Here is a 20,571-nt window from a genome sequence, read left to right as displayed (position 1 = left end):
AGACCAATCCGCCGGGGTCATCGGCTCCGAATCACTCGGCAACTGCCTTGTCACTCCGCGGGGATCAGCCGAATCCGATCAACGCCACCGGCGCCGATGTCGGCCCCTTCGACCCTCCCGCCGGCTCGACGGTGATGCCCATGCCCGTCGAATCGCCCAAGGGGCCCGCCATCAGTACCGACTCCGTGGCCCGGTCCGGATCCATCAACCCCCCGGAACGCATCGTTCCGCCGTCGTCGAACCAGAGTTGGTAGACCTTGCCCGACGGTGGCCTGGCCATATCGGTCCCGATGAAGACGGCCTTGTCCCGTTCCCGCGAGGTGACGACCGTCGCGCGGGCGCCGTTCGGCAGTCCGGTCGTACGCGACGTCGCGTCGGGCGCCGCCAGCACCGTGGCGAGCCGGTCCAGATGACCCCGCAGGCTCTCGACCCGGTCGCGCGCCTGCTCGGCCTCCTGGTGCTGCCAGACCGCCGAACCACCGAGTGCGGTGGCGGCGGCCAGACAGGCGGCCAGCGCCCACCGGGAGAGCCGACGGCCCGCCGACGGCCGGACCGCAGGGTCGGGGCGCGCTGCGCTCCGGGGGCCCTCCTGCCGTACGGTCCCGATCCGCTGCATCACGACCCGCTTGAGTTCGGGCGGTGGGGTGACGGTGGCCGCCAGTCCCAGCCGGGCCGCCACCTCGCCGAATTCGCGGGTCTCCGTGCGGCAGCTCTCGCACTCCGTCACATGGCGCTCGAAGGCGATCCGCTCGTCCTCCGGCAGCGCGTGGAGCGCGTAAGCGCCCGACAGCGTGTGTACATCGGCGCTCTTCATCCGCCCACCCCCAGGCAGTCGCGCATCCGGATCAGCCCGTCCCGCAGCCGGGTCTTCACGGTGCCCAGCGGCGTCGCCAGCACATCGGCGACCTCGCGGTAGGTCAGCCCCCGGTAGTAGGCCAGGGTCACGGACTCGCGCTGTAGTTCCGTGAGCGTCCGCAGACAGCGTCTGACCTGTTCCCGCTCCAGGCGGGTCGCCACCTCTTCCTCGACCTCGTCATAGGCCGGCACGTGTTCCAACCGCGCGGCCTTCTCCTCCCGTACGGCCGATGCCTGGACCGAACGCACTCGGTCGATCGCCCGCCGATGAGCCAGTGTGAGCACCCAGTTCATGACCAATCCCCGATCGGGCCGGTAGCGGGCGGCGGTCCGCCACACCTCGGTCAGCACCTCCTGGGCGACCTCCTCGGACTGCGCCGGATCGCGCAGCACGCCGCGCGCGACGCCGAGCACGGGGCCCACCACTGCGTCGTACAGCGCCGAGAACGCCTCTTGGTCACCCCGCGCGACCAGCCGCATCAGCTCTTCGAGATCCGGGCCCGCCGAGGGGCTCCTGCCAATGTGCACCGCTTCTCTCACGCGGCGTTCCTCCCGAGACCTACACGATGTGTCTCCGTGATTCGAAGCCGGACCCCCCACCGGATTGGTGCGGGGGACACTCTTCTCGCCGCTCTGTTGACGCGCCGCCTTGACGCCGTGGGTGTCAGGGGCGTTTGAACTCGACCGGTCCCGCGTTCATCTCGATCGTGCCGTCGATATGGAGCAGGGGGCGACGCTCGTTCATCCGGCCGCTGTACGACTCGATGTGCCGCACCGCCGCGCCGTCGTCCGTGGTGAAGTCGAGCAGGGCGAGGGCGACCCAGTAGCGGGTCTTGGTGTTCTCGAAGAGCGGGACGGTGACCGTGGAGCCCCGGCCGTCGCTGATCACTGCCTTGGCGCCGAAGCTGCGGAACGATCCGAAGCCGTTGCTGACGGCGGAGTAGGCGCAGAGCAGGATGTAGCCCTGTTCATCGGGGCGGGATATGCGGATCGCCTCCCGCCCGGGGACCTTGGAGTCGCCGTCGAGCTGGATGTAGGGCTTCTCCTTCAGCGAGCCGAGGTTCTTGTAGTAGACGACGTTCGCCCGGTCCACCGCGCCGGTCGGCTGTTCGCCGGAGCGGACCGCGCCGTTCTCCGGGCGGACGGCCTCGCCCTGCGGGGTGTGGCCGGACTTGACGAGCGTCCCGGCCGGTTTCACACCGCGCACCGCGCGGGACGCCGGTACGAAGAGGGCGTAGAGGTCGAGGTCCGCGCCGCGCTTGCGCCTGTTCGCGTCGCCACCGTCCCATTCGAGCGCGGCCTCGATGGCCAGCTCGCGGTCCTGCTTGTCCATGCTGATCGCGGCACGCGCGCCCTTGTCCAGGCTGATCCGGCCCAGCGGCGGCTTGATCAGACTCATGGCGGGGGCTGCGGCGGGCGCCGGGGTGGGCGCGGGAGCGGGAGCGGGAGCGAATACCGGAGCGGATACGGGAGCGGGGGTCGATGCAGCTACGGGTACGGGGGCCGGCGCAGGTACGGGGGTCGATGCAGGTACGGGGGCCGGCGCGGGCGGTGGTTCCTCGGCGACCTCGACGCCGAAGTCCGTCGCCACGCCCGCCAGCCCCTCCCGGTACCCCTGACCCACCGCCCGTATCCGCCAGCCCGGCCCCCTCCGGTATATCTCCAGCAGCACGGCGGCCCGTTCGCCGTCCGTCATCGGCGGCACCGGGAACAGCACCGGCTCCCCGCCCTCCGGAACCGCCCGTACCGCCAGCTCCGTCACCTCCGCGAAGGTGCGGCCCGGGTCGTCCGGATCGCAGCTCCCGACCAGGACCACCCGGTGCACGGAGGCGGCGAGGGCGGCGGGGTCCACGGTGATCAGCTCCGGCCCGCCGGGGGTCGCCGCCGTGTGCCGGACCGCGCCGGCGCCGGCGCTCGGCTGGTTGAAGAACACCATGTCGGCGTCCGACCCGACCTTGCCGTCCGCGCCGATCAGCAGCGCGGTGAGGTCCACGGGCGCGCCCGAGCGGCGCAGTTCGACCGTGATCCGCTCCGCGCCGACCGGCGTGTTCGCGCCCTTCGTCAGTTCTGTCATGACCGATCTCCCCAGCAGTCGTTTTCGGCCACCTTGGCACGTCTCGGCGGACCGGGGCAGCGCGGTGGTCGAATCACGTGACCCGGGGGAGGACCCGGACCGCCCCCACGGTCCAGGCCCTCCGGTCTATTCCGGTCCATTCCGGTCCGTACCGCCTCAGCCGCGCGGCCCCGGCACCGGGTTCGCACCCTCCGCGAGGAGGCGGCGGGCCAGGGTCCGCACCAGTGCGCGCGCCTCCGCCTCCCGCTCCAGCCGGCCCTTCCGCAGTTCGTGCTCCCGGGCCTCCCACTCCTCGGTCACCCCGGCGCGCTCCAGGGCGAGATCCGCCTCCTTCTCCTCCCGGTGCCAGGTCTCCCGCAGTCGGCGGTCCACGCCGTGCATCCGCTCCACGCTCTCCATCCGCCGCGCCAGCAGCCTGTCGTACCGGGTCACCCCGCCCATCAGCTTCACCAGCACCGGCAGCGAGTCCATGACCAGGAGCAGGAGGTGGAGCAGCAGACCGAAGAAGAGGGCGTACCCGCTGCCCGCCATCACCGTGCCCAGCGCCCCGACCCGGTCCAGCAGGCCGCTGGAGCGCAGCTCCCGTTCCTTGATCGCGCGCCGGGTTTCGGCGGCGGCCAGTACCCGGGTGCGGTAGCGGTCCGATGCCGTCTTCAGGTCCTGGGTCAGGGCGCGGGAGCGGGTCCCGAGCGCCGCCAGGGTCCGGCGGTCCGCGTCGACCGGATTGCCCTGTTGGTACGCGGTCGCCGATCGGCGGGCCCGTTCGCAGCTGACCGTGACGTCCCAGCCACGGCCGCGCCGGATCCAGTTGTTCGACGCGCACAGGTCGGCGGCCGTGGCGTCCTTCGCCGCCTGGAGTCCGTCCACCCCGTCGATATGCACGCGCAGGGTCTTGGCCTGGGTGTTCGTGGCGGCCAGCTCGTCCCGCAGCAGGACGGGAGAGCCCTTCACTCCCAACTGCCGTTCACCGCAGCCGGCCACCGTCACGGTCGGGGTGCCGTCGACCGGATTGCAGCGCAGCAGCTCCCCGTAGTAGTTCTGCGTCTCCCGTTCGCGGTCCACGGCGAGTTCCTTCTCGATCTCGACGTGGAAAACCTGGAACAGCAGCGGTTCCGCGATGGCGAGGCCCAGCAGCAGGGAGAGCAGCAGCCGTGGCAGCAGCGCGAGGACGCGGCGGCGGCTCACCTTGCCGTGGGTGCTGGAGACCAGCCAGCTGTCGATGAGATAGACGAATCCGGTCCACACCCCGCCGGCCACCAGCAGCACGGCCAGCGGCGCGCCCGCCATCAGCGAATCGAGCGCCAGACAGAACGAGACGCCGCCGATGAGCGCGGTGGCGATGACGATCCCGCCGTAGCGCGCGTACGCCATCCGCTCGGCGGGGACCCAGTCCAGGGTGGGTTCGCTGACGCCTATCTGATTCCGCAGCCGCCGGCCGACGCCCCGCGCCGGCTCGGCCGGGCCCACCGTGACCGGACCCACGGTGGGCGGACCTGCGGAGGCCGGGCCCACGGTGGCTGAGGGCGACGGCAGGGGCTCCGGTGATGCGTCGGGGGTGGCGGCCGGTTCACCGGTCCTCGTAGCCATCTTCTTCTCTCACCGCCTCGCCGAGGTCGTGTGCGTCCGCCTCGATCTCGACAGCCACCTCGACATCGACATCGGTGACATCGGTGGCATCGGTGATGCCGGGGGCGGCCGGGGCACGCGCGGCGAGCGCGGACGCTTCCGCCTGGGGGCCGGCAGTCGCCGACTCCGGCGCCCGGGACAGCTTCTGGCCGAGCACCTGCTCCAGCATCTCCCCCATATCGATGGGCGTGCTGCTGGTGTGGCCCTCCTGGATCAACCGCTTGAACAGCTCGAACTGCATCTGGAGCTTCTGGTCGGCGAACGTCCGCTGTTCGTTCTCCCGGCGCAGCCGCTCGTCCCGCTTCTCGTTGTCCTTCTGGAGCCGGTCCTCGCGCTGGGTCTCCAGCATCCGGTTGGCCTCCAGCCGGGTCAGTTCCCAGCGGCGGTCGTCCCGCTCGGCCCGCCGCCTCTCCTCCTCCTGGTCCGTGGCGGCCATCTTCTCCAGCAGGGCGCGCTGTAGTTCGTCCTCGCGCTCCGCCGCCCGCCGCGCCTCCTGCTCGGCCGCCTGAAGCCGGTCCGCGAGCTGTTCGGCGGTCAGCTCCTTCCTCATGAAGGCGCGGGTCAGCATCGACCGTGAGGTGGGCACGGGGGTCGCGGCGTCCTTCTCCGCCTCCTCCCGCTCAAACATCGACCGCTGCTTCTCGCGGGCGATCTCGAACTCCTGCTCCTGCTCGCGCAGCCGCAGTTGGTACTCCTCCTGGAGCGTGGCCAGCTCCTGCTTGTGCTTCTCCTCCCGCACCAGCCGGTCCTGGGCCACGGCCTGCTCGATCTCGGTCCGTTCCCGCTCCCGCCGCAGCTCCTCCAGGTGCTTGCGGTACTCCAGCAGCTCGCCGGGGGTGAGGACCTCGACGCCGATCAGATCGGCCTGGAGTCCGGCGAACCGCGGGGGCATCACCGTGGCGCTCGCCGTCAGCAGCGCCGACACCCGTTTGCGTACCTCAGTGATCTCGGAGGTGGCGTAGTCCAGTCCCTCCTCCGCCAGCCCCGGGCAGCCGTGCAGATAGCCCTCCAGGGCCGCGGACGCCTCCCGCGGCCCCTCCCGTACCAGCGCCACCGCATCGGTGACCGTGCACTGGAAACGGGCCCGTACGGCGAAGTCGGTCGCGTCCGCCGACGGGATGGTCACCATGGCGTCGACCCGGACGTCGCGCCGTCGGTCCACGACGGCCACCGACCCGGCCCGCCGTGCGGTCTCGCCCCGGGGGTCGATGTCCCCGTGGTCCTCGATCCAGTTCTCCCCGACCCGGTAGACGGCCACCTGATGACCGTCCAGCCGGGGCAGCTCGCTCCCCGGGCGGGCGCCGGCGCCCAGCCAACGCCGTTTGGTCACCGGCTCCAGCGTCGTCCGCAGCACGATCGGGTAGGAGCCGCTCAGCTCATCCTTCATAGCGGGACTGTGCCTTTCTGAGTTCTTCCAGCAGCGGGACGATGACGTCGGCCGGGCATTTCGGCAGGGCGAGTCGGGTCAGATCGGAGTGGAGCGCGCCCAACTCCCGTTCGCCGGGCGCCGCGGCGCCGAGCCCCCGTCCCAGCGCGGCGGCGATCGCGGCGGGATCCCGGGTGAGGGTGGGGAGCGCCCGGAGCTGCGCGGTGAGGGTGTCGAGCGTGAGCCGCCGCAGCGGCCAGTAGCAGAGGGCCGCCGTCCACAGTTCGACCAGCCGGGCGCCCCGTTCCGGCCGTTCGGCGAACCAGCGCATGGCCGCGGGCCGGCCGCTGGCGTCCCGTACGGCCAGCACGCTCATCACCGCAACGAACGTCAGCGATTTGACCTGGGAGCGGCGGGTGTACGAGAGCTGCTTGCGCACCCGGTACGCCAGCGCGCCCAGCACACAGGACGGGTCCTCCTCGTAGTGCACCAGCACGGCGAAGAACCGTGCCAGTGCGTAGGTGCCGATCCCGGGGGTCGTCTCCCGCACGATCAGATGCCAGAGCCATTTCACGGCGTCCGTGGGGAAACGGACCCCGAGCTGCCCGCTGAAGGCGAGCGCCGCCGTCTCCCGCAGCTCGGGGGAGGACGACTGCGCCCACTCCCTCGCGATGGCCAGTGCCGCCGTGTCCAGGCCCTTGTCGGTGCACATCTCCCAGAGGACGTACGCCGCCATGGCCTGGCCGCGTGCCCCCGCCTCCCCCGTCGCCCACGGCTGGAGGTAGTACTCGGTGACCTCCTCGTACGCCGTGCTCGCCAGCATCGCCAGCGCCGAGGCGATGGACACCTCGATGCGGGCCCCGGTGAGGGTGCCGGGCCGCCAGGGCGCGGCCGGGCTGTTGACCACATCGGTCAGGAACTTCTGTACGGCGTTCCAGAAGTCGACCGAGTAGTGCGACCAGAGCTGGGTGAGCACCCAGCGGCGGTGCGACGGGGCCCGGAACACCACCGCCTCCCGGGTGACCGTGCCGGACCGGATCCGCTCCACCGTGAGCAGTTCGATGTCCAGCATCGCCCTGCGGTGGTCGAGCCGGGCCGCGGCACCGCCCACCGGCTTCACGGTGGCGTCCGGCTCCGTGGCCGCCGATTCGGCCGGCGAGCCGCCCGACTGGTTCCAGCGGTCGGGGCCGGGGGAGACCCGTGAGATCTCGCCGTCGAGCCGGCTCTCCAGCAGAGCGAGCAGTTGCTCACAGGTCCGGGGGCCGGTGCCCTCGGCGAAGGCGACCGCGGTGACCTGGAGGATCTCCCGTATCGGACGGTCGGCGCCGAACCAGTGCTGGACCGCCTCGTACGTCCCGTCGTCGTACGCCTTCCAGACCGCCTCCGGGGCCTCGCCCGCGCAGATCCGCTCGGCCACCTCGGCGGCCTCGGCGACGGTGCAGCCCGGTCTGGCCAGCCGGACGGCCTCGTCCACTGCGGGGCCGGGGTGCGAGGCGAGCCGGAGCCGGACCCGCAGTACCGATTCGACCGGGGGCGGCTCCCAGCCGATGTGCCGTACGGAGGTGGGCGGCGGGCAGTCCGTCCGCGGCCGGGCGGTGACCACCAGGTACGACGTGCAGGTCCGCAGCCGTTCCTGGACCCGGCGCCAGGCGAAGTCGGCCTGTTCACCGCTCATCCGGGGTTCGGCGACCCGGTCGAGGACGACATATCCGTACCCCGGCTCGAAGCGGCGCTCGGCGAGCTGCTCCAGGGTGAGGTCCGGGGAGAGGACCACCATCCGGGCCTGTCGGACGGCGCTCCTGAGCAGCGCCACCGCGCCGGAGCGCTTCCCGGTGCCCGGTTCGCCGATCAGGGCCACCACCCGGTCGTCCTGGAGCGCCTGCTGTGCCGCGCCGAAGGCAGCCGGCTCCGCGTAGCACTCGACCAGGTGGTCGATCTCCTCCTTCCGCATGGGGCCGGTGGCGCGGACGTGCGGGCTCGGGGCGCGGTTCGCGACTCCGGCGACCGCTCCCTTGCCGTGGATGGCGCCCTGGAAGTACTGGTTGACGTAGTTGTGCTGGACCTGGGCCAGCCGCTCGTCCGCGCGGTTCGCGGAGTTCGCGGAGTTCGCGGAGTTCGCGGAGTTCGCGGAGTTCGCGGAGTTCGCGGAGTTCGCGGAGTTGGGGTCGTTCGCGTCTTTCGCATCTTTCGCAGCGCTTGGTGTACTCGGTGCGTTCGGTGCGACGGAATCCGGATCTGCCGCCGAATTGCGATCTTGTTGTGGCGGCGATGGATCGGCGGGGGATTCCTTGATCTTGTCGGAGGTCCTGCCGGGGCTTGTCCCGTTCTTCGTTCCGGTTCTCTTCGGGATGCCGTCACCCGTTTCCTTTTCGGCGTCCACCGCCGCGGCGCCGGAGGAGTTGATCACTTGGCCATTCACCATCGGCTCCGCGCCATTCACCATCGGCTCCGCCACGGCATGGGGCAATTCCCTGGGGTCCGTACGGGGCACTGCTTGATCGACTTCACGGGAAACCGTCTGATCGCCCTCGTCCCGCGAGGGCACGACCGCGTTCATCGGCCGTGGATATTGGCGATTCCGATGACGGATCCGGCGATCGGCGCCTCGAACACCTGGAGCGCCCGCTGGCCTGCCGCGCCGGTGGCCGGTTCACCGGTTCTGTCGCGATCAGGGGGGCCGTCGTGATCGATGGGCCCGCCGCGATCGGTGGCGGCGTGATCAGTGTGGCCGTCGTGACCGCTGGCGCCGTCGTGACCGCCGCGCCGGGATGCGCCGTTGGTGCGGGGTTCGGACGCGAGGTCCAGTCCCCATATGTCACCGCCGCCGGGGACCGTGATCCAGACGGTGTCGTCGAACTCCTTGCTCACCACCCGTACCTCACGGAACTCCTCCGTGCGCAGCGTGGTGAACTCCTCGGCCACCACGGTGTTGAACACCTCCCGCGAGACGGCGAGCGCCAGACAGGCCCCGGGCGAGCGGAGTAAGGCCCGTTTCAGCGGGGCGCTGTCGAGGATGCGCGAGACCTCCACCGGCCCCGGACCGGAGAACCCGCTCACCGCGCGGACGGCGGTGCCGTGGTGCACCGCGGCACGCAACCGCAGCCGGGCCGACGGCTCGCGGCCGTCGTTGAGGCCGCGCAGGGCGGCTTCCAGATGCCGCATGAAATCGTCGACGAGCAGCGGCTCGGACTCGCCCACCGGCAGCACGGCCAACTCGGAGTCGCCCGCGGCCTGGGTGTCCCACCCGTCACGGGCGAAGCCCACCGCCTCGGCGGCCTCATCCAGCACCTGCGGTACTGCGGACTGGATCCAGTGTTGTCGACGGCTGGTGCTTCTCCCGTAGCCCTCCGCATCGACCGCCAGAAGTGGCCGTCGGGTAAAGCCTTTGGTTCGATTCACGTCCCATTCCCTCATGTGTTCGAGCATCTTCGCGGCGGCCGGAATACGGTGCCACCGCGAAGGAGATGAGCAGCATCACAGCCAAGCCCACCCCGGTGAGCCCCCGTTGCAGAGTTGAGACAGGACGACGACATCGGGGCCGAAGGGCATGGTCGGGATACCTCAGGAACCGTCGTACCAGTCGCGCGGAGACAAGACCCGATCGAAATATGGGAATGACGGAATCCCACAGGAACTGACACCAGAACTCACACGGGAACGCACGCGACGAGAAATCACATAAAGAGCTGGTCCACATCCGGAGAGTACGCGTTACTGGGAAAGCCGCCGCGACGATCTTCGGGACGATCCGTCGGACAGCCCACGGGGGCGCGGGGCTTCGTCGAGAGGAGCGGACCGGACATGGCTCAGGGATCGGACGGACCACGGCCCACCACGTCACCGACGCCCGCCGCACCACGACCGGGTCCACCGCCGATGCCGCCGGCGCCGCCCGGGCCGCCGCCACCGCCCGGGCCGCCGTCGTCCTTGGCGGCGGCGGGGGCGGCGCCGGAGCTGTCCGGGGATCCCGGTGCCACGCTCACCTCGCTGCACACCACCCATCAACTCGCGGACGGGAAGGTGGGCATCCTCGCGGGTGTCCAGGCGGCCCTGGTCGCGGCCTGCGGGCCCTGGGCGGGGGCGGCCCATCGCACCTGGGCGGACGGCGGGCCCACCGCCGTCCTGTTCGCCGCACTCTTCGCCCTCTTCGTCATCGGGTTCCTCGGCGGGGTGATCTGTCTGGCACTGGCGCTGCGGCCACGGCTGTGGCGGCCGACCGCCGGCAACCGGTTCGGCTACCGCGATCTGGCGGGCGTCCGGGCGTCCGTATCGCCGCGCCGGCCACGGTTGACCGGCGTGACGGCCGGTGCGTCAGCCACCATGACCTCGAGTGCGGCCGTGACCTCGGGTGCTGGCATGACCTCAGATGCCGGCGTGGCCTCGGGTGCCGGCGCGACGGCTCCGCCGACGACGGAGCAGGACGACGCCCGTGAGCGGGTGGAGTTGTGGCACGTCTGCCGCTTCCTCGCCTCGGTCACCATCGTCAAGTGCCGCTATCTGGACGCCGCCCTGGCCTGCACCACCGTCATGGCCGCCGTCGCCGGGCTGTCCCTGCTGCTCCGGGCGTTCACGGGGTGAGGAGGCGTGGGCCGTCCCCGCTTCCGGCGCAGCCGGACGGGAGCGGGCTGACCGAGTGGACCGGGTGCACCGGGCTGACCGGGTGCACCGGCTTCAGACGCCCGGAGTTCGCGGGCCGGGGGTTCGCGGGCCGCGCGCGGGGGGCGAAGAAGCTGACGGGGGTCGGGGCGAGATGGCCCCGCGGGCGGGTCGCCCGGGTGCGACCGAGGCCGGGAGCTTCGCGACCTCCCGCAGCCTTACTGGATCCCGGACCACCGTGGTGCGGTACCCGGTGCCGATCAGCCCGGCGTCCCGGAGTTCCTTGAGCGCCCGGTGGATGGTGGGCTCGGCGGAGCCCGTCAGCGCGGCCAGCTCCGGCTGGGTGAGCGTGAAGCCGAGCACCACGCCCTCCGCGCCGGTCCGCCCGTGCGCCTCGGCCAGATCAGCCAGGATGCGGGCCAGCCGCACCTTGACGCTGTAACCACGGAACTCCAGACGCCGGTTGTTGGCCCAGCGCAGCCGGTCCGTCACCATCCGGGCCAATGACACCGCCGCTTCCGGGCGCCGCAGCAGGAACGCCCCCAACGCCTCCTCGGAGACGCTGCGCGCCGTCACCGGTCCGCATGCGGTGACCGTGGCCGACCGGCACTGGTCGCCCATGGCGGCCATCTCGCCCACGATGTCGCCGCCGAGCCGAATTGCGAGGAGCGACTCCCGGCCGTTCTCGGCGGTGGCGGTGACCTTGGTGAATCCACGCAACAGGAGCAGGGTGTGGCGGTCGGCGCCGCCCTGGTGGATCAGGATGTCCCGAGCCCCGAACTCCCGGGCCCGGCCGAGCGACAGCAGATCCCGGCGTGCCTCGTCGGGCAGTCGCCCGAGGAAGCTCCCACCGGGCCATCCGGACCGGTCGTCCGGCTCTCGCACCGTGTCCACAGCGCCTCCGTCCGTCCCCGATCACCATAACTCCGCGCGGATTCGCGGCCCGGCCGAGCCTCGGCACAGGTTTGTCGTCCATACTTCTCGCCGTGGAGCAGCAGCGTATAAGTCCGAATGTCCCGCCGACGCCCGCCGCGGGGGTTGACCCCGCGTACGTTCCCGGGCTGGTGCCCGCGCGCCCTGTCGGCGCGGACAAGGGCGAGGAGAAGAACCGGGAGCAGGCTGTCGCGGAGGCGGCGCCGGAAGACTCCGTAGCCGCCGTGTCCGACGGCCAGACCAGCGAGGAGGACGAGACTGCCGAGACCGCAGGGAGAACGGCGAACGCCGGGAACACGGCGAGCACAGCGGCCGATGAGGAATCCGGGGACGAACCGGACGACGGTCCCGTCTTCGAGGTGTCGGACCGGCGTGGGTCGATCGTGGCCGACGCCACCGGTGTCACCTATCGGCTGGACGAGGAGAAGGCTGATTTCCGCTGGGACGAGATCGGTGCGGTGGAGATCGACACCCCACGGTTCGGCCGGCGCTTCAGTGTCACGGTCTATCTGTCCGGTCAGCGCTGGTTCCAGCACGATGTCGAGGCGACGTCCAAGGACCAGCTCAAGACATGGGCGGCGGAGCTGGACGCGGTGCTGGACGCGCGATTCGAAGACGGCGAGGCCGGCGAGGAAGCCGGAGCCGTCAAGGCCGGCAAGGACAGCGGGGCCGGTAAGGGAGACGCGGCCGGCAAGGAGTAGCGGAGCGCCGAATCCGCTCACCGCTCCGCCGCCTTCCCCGATCCTCCGCGCCCCGGCCGGCGCCCGGCGCCCAGTGCCCGGCGCCGGCCGCCCGGCCGGGGAACCGACGCGGTGGCCCGCTGGGACCCGCGCGCGGGTGTGATCTCCCCACGCGCGGGTCCCAGCGGGCCACCCGCTCTCCGGCTCGTACGCTCCGAGTGCCCACGGCCCCGGCCTGACTAGGCACTCGTGACGGGCCGCCCGACCCCGCACCTGGCCACCCCGTGCCCAGCCGTCTCCGGCCTGGCCCCCGTACTCGTGACGGGCCGCCCGACCCCGCTCCCGTGACGGGCTCAGTGGCTGCTCTCGGCGACCCGCTCCGGCTCGCCCACCGGGCCCGCCTCCGGCTTCCCGCCCCCGCGTCCGCGCATCAGCACCAGCGCCACCACCGCGGCCGCGACCACTCCGCAGCCGCCCACCACGAAGGTGCCGGACATCGCCGAGGTGAAGGCCGATCGCGCCGCATCCGCCAATCCGCTCTCCCCGAGCGCCAAGGCGTCCGCGATGGAGTGGCGGGCGGCTTCCGGCGCCGACCCAGGCATCTCGTCGGTGTAGGTGCTCGACAGGACCGCGCCCAGGATGGCGACGCCCAGCGCCGCGCCCGCCTGCTGGATCGTGTCGTTGAGCGCCGATCCGACGCCCGCGTGCTCCGGCGGCACGGCCCCCATCAGCGCGGCGATGGTGGCGGGCATCGCGAGTCCGCCGCCCGCGCCCATCAGCACCATCGCGGTGACCAGCGGGCCGATGCCGTCGCCCTGCGAGAGGGTCGCGAGGAGACCGAACCCGGCCGCCGTCACCAGCAGTCCGGTGACCGTCATGGCGCGGTTGCCGGTCTTGGCCACCAGCGCGGCGCCCACGGAGTTGAAGGCGATGACCGCCACGGCCATCGGCGCGAAGGCGAGCCCCGTCTCGGTGGGCGTGTAGCCGAGCACGAACTGGAGGTACTGGGTCAGCACCAGCATCAACCCGCCGTTGGCGAAGGTGAGCAGGACGAGCGAGAAGCTGGCGCCGGTGAAGACGCGGTTGCGGAAGAGTGACAACGGGACCATCGGGGACGCCGTCCGGGTCTCCCAGACCGCGAAGCCGCCCAGACCGAGCACGGCCACCGCGAGCGTCGCCAGGGTGCTCGGGGTGGTGAGACCGTCCTTCGGAAGCACGATGATCGTCCAGACGAGGGCGGTCATCCCAGCCATCGACAGCACCATGCCGAGCGGGTCGGGCTTGCGCCACGGGCCCTTGGACTCGGGCATGAGCACCAGGGCCGCGACGATGGCGAGCAGCGCGATCGGCACATTGATCAGGAAGACCGCGCCCCACCAGAACTTGGCTATCAGCGCGCCACCGAGCACCGGACCGCCGACCAGACCCACCATCGCCACCGCGCTCCAGGCACCGATCGCCTTGGGCCGCTCGGCCTCGTCGAAGACGGTGATGAGGATCGAGAGGGTGCTCGGCATGACCAGCGCGCCGCCCACACCCATCACTATCCGCGCGATGATCAATTGCCCCGGGCTGTCGGCGACGGTGGCCAGGACCGAGGCGGCCCCGAAGAGCGCCAGGCCGATGATCATCACCCGCCGTCGGCCGTACCGGTCGGAGAGACTGCCCGCCGTCAGCAGCAGGCCGGCGAAGACCAGGACATACGACTCGATGATCCACTGGATGTCCTGTGCGCTGGCACCCAGATCGTCGACGATCGGCGGGACCGCGACGGTCAGCACCATGTTGTCGATGACCAGCACCAGGGTGCTCAGGCAGAGCACGACCAGGATCAGCCAGCGTCGTGGGTGACGTTCGGATCGGGTCATCGGTCTTCCCCCCATGGGAATCGATTGGGCGAACTCCATACGGCGTGCGCTTCACCGCACACTGTACGGTCACCGCACAGTGTGCGCAAGGGCGTACAACGTGCGCTCGACGGGATACCCTGGCGGTAGTCAGAGAGCGGCAGTAGCGGCAGTAGCGGCAGTCAAGAGAGTCGAGTGAGTCGAGAAAGGGGAGGCGCTATGCCAGCCGAGGAGCAGACATATTCGTCCGTATGGGCCCGTCCGCCGAGGCGGCGGCGGGAGCAGCCCGCGCTGAGCCAGGAGCAGATCGTCGCCGAGGCCATCGCCCTGCTGGACGCCGAGGGGCTCGCCGCGCTGAGTATGCGCAAGCTCGGCACCCGGCTGAACGCGGGCGCCACCTCGATGTACTCGCATGTCACCAACAAGGACGAGCTGATCGAGCTGGTCGTGGACCAGGTCTACGGCGAGATCGAGGTGCCGGCCCCGGCCGGCCCGGAGGGCTGGCGGACGGCAGTCACCTCCTACGCGCACAGCGCGCGGGGGACGATCCTGCGGCATCCGTGGATCGCGTCGCTCTTCGGCGAGGTGGGGATGGCGTATCTCGGACCGAACATGATGCGGTTCTCCGAGAGCCTGCTGGGGCTGTTCGAGGAGGCGGGCTTCGAATTGGAGGACGCCGACGACGCCCTGAGCACCGTCTTCGCGTTCATCATCGGCATGGCGACGGCCGAGGCGGCCTGGCTCACGACCCTCGCCCGCAACGGCCGGGACGAACAGGAGTGGGTGGAGGAGCTGTGGCCCACCGCGGAGGCTGCGGCGCAGGGGTACCCACGGCTGCGGAGGCTGTACGCCGCACAGCGGAACGCCGAGGCGCGGAGCGAGCGCCGCGACAAGTTCGAGCAGGGCCTCGAATGCGTCCTCGACGGAGTGGCGGCGCGGCTCACCCGCCCCTCCTGAACCAGGCCGGATGACCCGCGTCCCGGGGCCGACTACCTCCCGGGACATCGAGGTGCGGGGGCCGGTAGGGGACTCCGGCCCCCGCATCCCGGCCCCCGTACCTCGATATCCGCGCGGGCGTTCCAGACCCCCTCCGGCCCGGGTCGGGTCGGAGGGCAGCCCACGCCCTGGCTACTCGTCCCTGGTGTAGAAGACGTAGAACGACGCGGCGAGCATGACCGCGCCGAGCATCAGCCCCATGCCCACTGACCGGAGCACGCTGTCCCCGGTGAGGCTGTGCAGAAAGCCGATCGCCATACCGCACAGGGCCGCGTACGCGACCGCCCGCAACTCGCGCGGCAGCGCGTGCTGGATGCGGCCCAGGCCGAAGGCGAGGGCGGTGAAGACCACCCCGGCCACGACGCCGTAGAGGACGTCCCACCAGTTGACGGCCTCGCCGGTGCGGCGGAGGAAGCCCGCGTAGAAGCCGAAGAGCGTGCCCAGTGCCAGCGGAATCGCCCAGCTCGCCCGGCTCAGCCGGCTCGTCCCGCTCGCCCGCCGGGGGGAACGGTGCTGGCGGGCGGTTGTCGTCGCGTGTGTGGCCATGGCGGAGACTCCTTCCCTCGCGTTCTGCCCTTTCAGGGCACACCCGGAGACGGCGGCCGGCAAGTCAGACCGGCCGTGGGCCGTGTCCCCACAGGAGCGAAAGGGGCCGGTAGGGGACACAGAAGCGCAGAGGGAGCGGGGAGGCGGAGGGGCCGGGAGGCGGAAGGGCCGGGAGGAGTCAGGGGTACGGAGGAGTCAGGGGTACGGAAGGGGCAGGGGTACGGAAGGGTCGTGAGCGCGCCCGGTCGGCGGAGCAGCGGTCGCGGCGCTCCGGTGGCACACGTTCTCTTGAGGGGTGCGGAGCTTCCTCTCAAGGGCGTCGACGGCGGTGTCGGCCCTGCTGATCGTGGTCGTGGCCCTCCTGACGCCGCTGAGCGCGCTCGCGGTCTGGGCCGAACGGGAGATCGGCGACGCGGACGGCTATGTCTCCGCGATGGCGCCGCTCGCCTCGGACCCCGCCGTCCGGAACGCGGTCGCGGACCGGATCACCGACGAGGTACTGCGGCAGGTCGACCCGGGACCGCTGCTGTCCGGGGGCGTACGGGATCTGGTGCACGCCGCGGTGCTCTCGTTCACCGGGACCGAGGCGTACGAGACGGCCTGGAACACGGTCAACCGGGCCGCGCACACGGCCGTGGAACAGGCTCTGACCAGCGACGACGGCGATACCGCGAGTATCGATCTGGCCCCGGTGATCGAGCAGGTGAAACGGCAGCTGATCACGGATGGGGTGCCGTTCGCCGACCAGATCCCGGTGGCGGAGATCAGGATCACGGTGGTGGACTCCGCGAAGCTGGGCGCGGCCCGGGAGATGTTCCACGCCTTGCAGGTCGCGGGGGTCTGGCTGCCCGTGGCCACGCTGCTGCTGGCGATCGCAGCGCTGCTGCTCGCGCGCCGCCGTGGCCCGGCCCTGATCGGGCTGGGTCTCGCCCTGGCCGTCGGTGGTCTGCTGCTGCGGCTGACGGTCGTCGTCGGCCGGGCGTTCGCACTGGACGATCTGCCGGCCGATGTGGATCATGCGGCGGCCGGGGCGGTGTTCGACGCGCTGACGGCGACGCTACGGGTGGTGTCGTGGTGGCTGGTGGGGGTGGGGGCCGCGGTGGCGGTGGTGACGTGGTGGTCGCGGCGCGGCGGCCGTGCCCCCGCGAATCCGCCCCCGGAGTGGAGCCGCTGACCGGTGCCTGGCGTCCCTGTCCACAGGGCGGGTAGATCAAGGTGGGTGACACCACCGCCCGGAGCCCCCGGGGTACCACCCGGGCAACCGCCCATTGCCCGGAGGAGAGTTTGGACAGCGCCATCACGACAGCGACGCCCCCGGCCGCCGGGCCGGACGACCCGCCGCGCGCCCCCGGCCGCCGGGCGGGAGTCTGGCTCGCCGTCCCGCTGCTGCTCGTGCCGACCGTGGTGGTGGCCTGTCGCGCCGCGGACACCGACGCCGTCACCCCGGTCACCCAACTGCTGGCCTTCCTCCCCTGGCTGCTGCTGCCGGCCGGGGCCGCCCTCGTGCTCGCCCTCTTCGCCCGCTGGCGGTTCGGGATGGCTTGGGCGGTCGCGGTACTCCTGGTCACTGGCTGGTTCGTCCGCCCGTACGACACCGGTCTGGCCGACGAGCCGGCCGGGCGGGCCGTCGCCCGGATAACGGTCCTCACCTCGAACGTCGAGTTCGGGAACGCGACCGACGGGCTGCTCAAGACGATCCGCCGCGAACGGCCCGACCTGGTCTTCGTGCAGGAGTGCGCCCACAGCTGCTCCACCGGTCTTGCCGGGCTCCCCCGCGCCGACTACCCGTACCGCGAGGTGGTCGAGGGCTCCATGGCGAAGGGTTCGGCGATCCTCAGCAAGTACCCGCTGCGGCCGGCCCCCGGGATCGAGAGCACGCTCGCCATGCCGGGCTCGGTCGCCGAGATAGCGGGCCACCAGGTGCACCTCCAGCTCGCGCACCCGCTGCCGCCCGTCCCGAGCGGCGTGGACGACTGGCGGCGGGAACTGGGCCGGATGGCGACCTGGGCCAAGGGCGTGAAGGGCTCCCCGACGATCTTCGCGGGCGACTTCAACGCCACCCAGGACCATGCCGCGTTCCGCCGGGTGCTGGCGGCTGGCGGGCTGCGGAACGGGGCGGCCCTCGGGGGCGTTGCGCGGGCGCCGTCCTGGCCGACGGCGGTCCGTGCCCCGCTGGGCGCGCAGATCGACCATGTGCTGATCAGCGAGGACTTCGCGGTGCGCGACGCACGCTTCCTGGAGCTGGCCGACACGGACCACCGCTCGCTCCTGGTCCGGCTCGATCTGCACGACACCCGCTGACGGCCCGCCCCACCCAGACCACCCTGACCAGCCAGACCAGCCAGACCAGCCCCCGACCGTACGACACCGACCGACGGCCCGCCCCGACCAGGCCCGTACGACACCCGCCGACGGCCCGCCCCAACCAGGCCCGACCCGGACGACACCGACTCCGCCCGCGTGCCGACCCGGACGGCGCGGACGGCGCGGACCGTGCGTCCGGGCCGTGCGGGGCGGGGCGCGCCCACCCCCGGCGCTTGCCCCCGTCCGCGTCCGTGCCACAAATGGTGACCATGGAGACCCGAGCGGGACGGCTGTCCCCACCCGAGTGGCTGCTCAACGGTCTGCGACCGCAGTCCGCGCCCGTGCCCTGGGCCGCCGTCGCCCGCTCCGGAGTGGCGCTCTCCGTGCCGCTCGCCATCGGACTCCTCGTGGGCGAACCCGCTTACGGCGCACTGGCGTCGATGGGCGCGCTCTCCGGTGTCATCGGCGACACCGCCGACGCGTATCGGATGCGGATCTTCAATATCGCCATCCCCCAGCTCTTCGGCGCGATCGGCGTCACGGTCGGCACCCTGGTGTACGGGGAGGGCTGGCTCGCCGTCGCCGTACTGACCCTCGTCGCGCTGGTCTCCGGGATGATCTCCTCGATCGGCGCGGTCGCCTCGGTCTCCGGACTCCTGCTGCTGCTCAACGCCGTCGTGGGCGCGGGCCTGGAGATGCCCCAGCCGTGGTGGACCGCCCCCCTGCTGCTCGGCGTCGGCGGGCTCTTCGTCCTCCTGCTGTCCCTGCTGGCCTGGCCGCTGCGCGGCGGAATGCCGGAACGGGCGGCGGTCGCCGGCGCCTACCGCGGTGTCGCCGAACTCTTCGCCGCCACTGGCACCGCCGCGTACGGGGAGCGCCGCCAGGACGTCACCGAGGCCCTGAACACCGCCTACGACCTGATCCTCGCCCGCCGCGCCCGCGACCACGGGCGTCGCAGTCCGCTCGTACGGCTGCTCGCCCAGCTCAATGTGCTGATCCCGCTGGTGGAGGGGGCGGCGGCGGCCCACCACTACGGGCGCGCCTCCCGCCGACCGGAGATCGCCGCCGCCGTACGCGAGCTGGCCGACGCCGTCGCCGAGGCGCGCGGCGATGTGCCCGAGTTGGTCCTGCCGGAGCCGGAGGGCCCCGCCGACCGGGCCGTCGACTCGGCGCTGCGCCATGCCGCGACCGTGGTGACCAGTGCCGATGGCGACCCCTTCCCGGCCGACGACCGTTTGGGCCGGCCGCCGACGCTGAGCGTCCGGTTCCGGGCCACCGCCCGTGGCGTGCTCTTCTCCGAGGCGTCCTGGCGGTACGGGCTCCGGCTCGCCCTCTGCATCGGCCTCGCGCAGTCGCTGGTGTCGCTGGTCGACGTCCCCCGCTCGTACTGGGTCGCGCTCACCGTCACCTTCGTCCTGAAGCCCGACTTCGGCTCGGTCTTCTCCCGCGCGGTCCTGCGCGCGCTGGGCACGGCGGCCGGACTGCTGGTCGCGGCCGCGGTCCTGGCGCAGGTGCAGCGCGGCTGGTGGGACGTGCCGGTGATGATGGGGCTCGCCGCGCTGATCCCCTGGTTCTCGGCGAAGGGGTACGCCTTCCAGACGGCGGCCATCACCCCGGTCATCCTGCTGCTCTCCGACACCCTCAACCACGAGGGGTTCGACCTGGTCCTGCCCCGGCTGCTGGACAGTCTGCTGGGCTGCGCCATCGCGCTGATCGCCGGATATCTGCTCTGGCCGGAGAGCTGGCACTCCCGGATCGGCGACCGGCTGGCGGCGGCCGTGGAGGAGATCGCGGGGTACGTGGGGTGCGCCTTCGACACCGCCGGGGACAAGGCCGAGCAGATCCGCAGGCGCCGCCGGATCTACCGGGACCTGTCATCCGTACGGTCCGAGTTCCAGCGCGCGCTGACCGAACCGCCGCCGACGGGCACCCGGGCGGCGGCGTGGTGGCCGCTGGTCGTGGCCGTCGAACGGATCGTGGACGCGACGACGGCCGCGCGGGTACGGGTGGACCACGGCGCACCCCGACCGTCGCGGCGGGAGGTGCTCGGGGTGGAGCGCCAATTGCGTGAACTGGCGGAAGGGCTGCGCAGCAGTGCGGTGCTGGTGGAGGTGCGGGCGGTGCTGGAGGGCGATGACGAGGGGGTGCTCGCGCCGCTGCGCCACGAGGTGACGGCGGCGCGGGCGATCACCTCACCACCGCGCCGGGAGCGGGAACGGCCACCGCGCACCGAGCAGTAGCGGCCCCCCGGCGGGGGGCCGTACCGCGACGGCCGGGCGGGGGCCGTACCGCGACGGCCGGCCGGGCGGCCTCGGTGGACCGCCGATCGCCGCCCTACGGCTGGGGAGGCGTCTGCAATCGCTCCATCTCGCGGCGGTCCCGCTTCGTCGGGCGGCCCGCGCCCCGGTCCCGTACGGCCACCGGTGCCGTGAACTCCTTCGGCGGAGGCGGCGGGCTGTTGTCCACGTAACACTGGACCGCCACCGGCGGGCCCACCCGCTTGCGCACGATCTTGGAAACCACCACCAGCCGTTCCCGGCCCGCGTGAATGAGCCGCACCTGGTCGCCGGCGCGCAGGTCGTGCGCGGGCTTGACCCGTGCGCCGTTGACCCGCACATGGCCCGCCTTGCACGCCGCCGCGGCCTGGGAGCGCGTCTTGGTGAGCCGCACGGACCAGATCCATGCGTCGACCCGTACGGACCCCTCTGTCCCTTCGGTATCCATGGCACAGACTCTACGACCCGGGCA

Annotated in this window: 17 protein-coding genes; 6 read left to right on the top strand and 11 right to left on the bottom strand. The window is 72.0% G+C overall.

Annotated features, from left to right (window positions below; translation table 11 throughout):
• Positions 1–64 precede the first annotated feature (64 nt).
• The 7 genes from ACH4S7_RS13425 to ACH4S7_RS13395 form a co-directional block, all read right to left on the bottom strand.
• Positions 65–814: an anti-sigma factor domain-containing protein gene (locus ACH4S7_RS13425; protein ID WP_398521260.1), complete on the bottom strand. Its 750-nt coding sequence runs from the start codon at positions 812–814 to the stop codon at positions 65–67.
• Complete coding sequence (locus tag ACH4S7_RS13420; RefSeq protein WP_398521259.1) at positions 811–1,395, bottom strand: sigma-70 family RNA polymerase sigma factor; 585 nt, start codon at positions 1,393–1,395, stop codon at positions 811–813. Before ACH4S7_RS13420 ends, ACH4S7_RS13425 begins: the two co-directional genes overlap by 4 nt.
• Positions 1,396–1,519: 124 nt before the next feature.
• Complete coding sequence (locus tag ACH4S7_RS13415) at positions 1,520–2,929, bottom strand: TerD family protein (protein WP_398521258.1); 1,410 nt, start codon at positions 2,927–2,929, stop codon at positions 1,520–1,522.
• A gap of 156 nt (positions 2,930–3,085) precedes the next feature.
• Positions 3,086–4,516, bottom strand: coding sequence for a DUF4407 domain-containing protein (locus tag ACH4S7_RS13410; RefSeq protein WP_398521257.1), 1,431 nt, complete (start codon positions 4,514–4,516; stop codon positions 3,086–3,088).
• Positions 4,497–5,942, bottom strand: coding sequence for a hypothetical protein (locus ACH4S7_RS13405; protein ID WP_398521256.1), 1,446 nt, complete (start codon positions 5,940–5,942; stop codon positions 4,497–4,499). The genes ACH4S7_RS13410 and ACH4S7_RS13405 overlap by 20 nt, the downstream gene beginning before the upstream one ends.
• Positions 5,932–8,343, bottom strand: coding sequence for a hypothetical protein (locus ACH4S7_RS13400; protein ID WP_398521255.1), 2,412 nt, complete (start codon positions 8,341–8,343; stop codon positions 5,932–5,934). Before ACH4S7_RS13400 ends, ACH4S7_RS13405 begins: the two co-directional genes overlap by 11 nt.
• 131 nt (positions 8,344–8,474) lie before the next feature.
• On the bottom strand, positions 8,475–9,209 hold the full coding sequence (locus ACH4S7_RS13395; RefSeq protein WP_398521254.1) for a hypothetical protein: 735 nt from the start codon (positions 9,207–9,209) through the stop codon (positions 8,475–8,477).
• Between the two features lie 513 nt (positions 9,210–9,722).
• Here ACH4S7_RS13395 and ACH4S7_RS13390 point away from each other — a divergent pair.
• Positions 9,723–10,499 carry a hypothetical protein gene (locus ACH4S7_RS13390; RefSeq protein ID WP_398521253.1) on the top strand — a complete coding sequence of 259 codons (777 nt, stop codon included), beginning with the start codon at positions 9,723–9,725 and terminating at the stop codon, positions 10,497–10,499.
• Between the two features lie 93 nt (positions 10,500–10,592).
• Here ACH4S7_RS13390 and ACH4S7_RS13385 read toward each other — a convergent pair whose 3' ends face one another.
• Positions 10,593–11,411: a Crp/Fnr family transcriptional regulator gene (locus tag ACH4S7_RS13385; RefSeq protein WP_398521252.1), complete on the bottom strand. Its 819-nt coding sequence runs from the start codon at positions 11,409–11,411 to the stop codon at positions 10,593–10,595.
• 170 nt (positions 11,412–11,581) lie between these two features.
• Here ACH4S7_RS13385 and ACH4S7_RS13380 point away from each other — a divergent pair, with 170 nt between their 5' ends.
• Positions 11,582–12,151 (top strand): hypothetical protein, encoded by a 570-nt coding sequence (locus ACH4S7_RS13380; protein ID WP_398521251.1) that lies wholly within the window; start codon positions 11,582–11,584, stop codon positions 12,149–12,151.
• 332 nt (positions 12,152–12,483) lie between these two features.
• Here ACH4S7_RS13380 and ACH4S7_RS13375 read toward each other — a convergent pair whose 3' ends face one another.
• Positions 12,484–13,998 (bottom strand): MFS transporter, encoded by a 1,515-nt coding sequence (locus tag ACH4S7_RS13375; RefSeq protein ID WP_398521250.1) that lies wholly within the window; start codon positions 13,996–13,998, stop codon positions 12,484–12,486.
• A 198-nt stretch (positions 13,999–14,196) separates the two neighbouring features.
• On the opposite strand from ACH4S7_RS13375, the gene ACH4S7_RS13370 reads away from it, so the two are divergent.
• On the top strand, positions 14,197–14,934 hold the full coding sequence (locus ACH4S7_RS13370; protein WP_398521249.1) for a TetR/AcrR family transcriptional regulator C-terminal domain-containing protein: 738 nt from the start codon (positions 14,197–14,199) through the stop codon (positions 14,932–14,934).
• A gap of 171 nt (positions 14,935–15,105) precedes the next feature.
• Here ACH4S7_RS13370 and ACH4S7_RS13365 read toward each other — a convergent pair whose 3' ends face one another.
• Positions 15,106–15,519 carry a hypothetical protein gene (locus ACH4S7_RS13365; RefSeq protein WP_398521248.1) on the bottom strand — a complete coding sequence of 138 codons (414 nt, stop codon included), beginning with the start codon at positions 15,517–15,519 and terminating at the stop codon, positions 15,106–15,108.
• 328 nt (positions 15,520–15,847) lie between these two features.
• Between ACH4S7_RS13365 and ACH4S7_RS13360 the strand changes: the two genes are divergently transcribed.
• The 3 genes from ACH4S7_RS13360 (at position 15,848) to ACH4S7_RS13350 (ending at position 20,063) form a co-directional block, all read left to right on the top strand.
• Entirely contained in the window at positions 15,848–16,693 is an 846-nt protein-coding gene (locus ACH4S7_RS13360) for a hypothetical protein (protein WP_398521247.1), read from the top strand.
• Positions 16,694–16,803: 110 nt separating this feature from the next.
• Positions 16,804–17,820, top strand: coding sequence for an endonuclease/exonuclease/phosphatase family protein (locus tag ACH4S7_RS13355; protein ID WP_398521246.1), 1,017 nt, complete (start codon positions 16,804–16,806; stop codon positions 17,818–17,820).
• A gap of 272 nt (positions 17,821–18,092) precedes the next feature.
• On the top strand, positions 18,093–20,063 hold the full coding sequence (locus ACH4S7_RS13350) for an FUSC family protein (RefSeq protein ID WP_398521245.1): 1,971 nt from the start codon (positions 18,093–18,095) through the stop codon (positions 20,061–20,063).
• Positions 20,064–20,157: 94 nt separating this feature from the next.
• On the opposite strand, the gene ACH4S7_RS13345 is transcribed toward ACH4S7_RS13350, so the two are convergent.
• On the bottom strand, positions 20,158–20,547 hold the full coding sequence (locus tag ACH4S7_RS13345) for an RNA-binding S4 domain-containing protein (protein ID WP_398521244.1): 390 nt from the start codon (positions 20,545–20,547) through the stop codon (positions 20,158–20,160).
• Between the last annotated feature and the right edge of the window lie 24 nt (positions 20,548–20,571).

Origin of the sequence: Streptomyces sp. NPDC020965, from assembly GCF_044333555.1 — a bacterium.
Lineage (GTDB): Bacteria > Actinomycetota > Actinomycetes > Streptomycetales > Streptomycetaceae > Streptomyces.
This window is presented reverse-complemented; position numbering and strand designations above follow the sequence as displayed.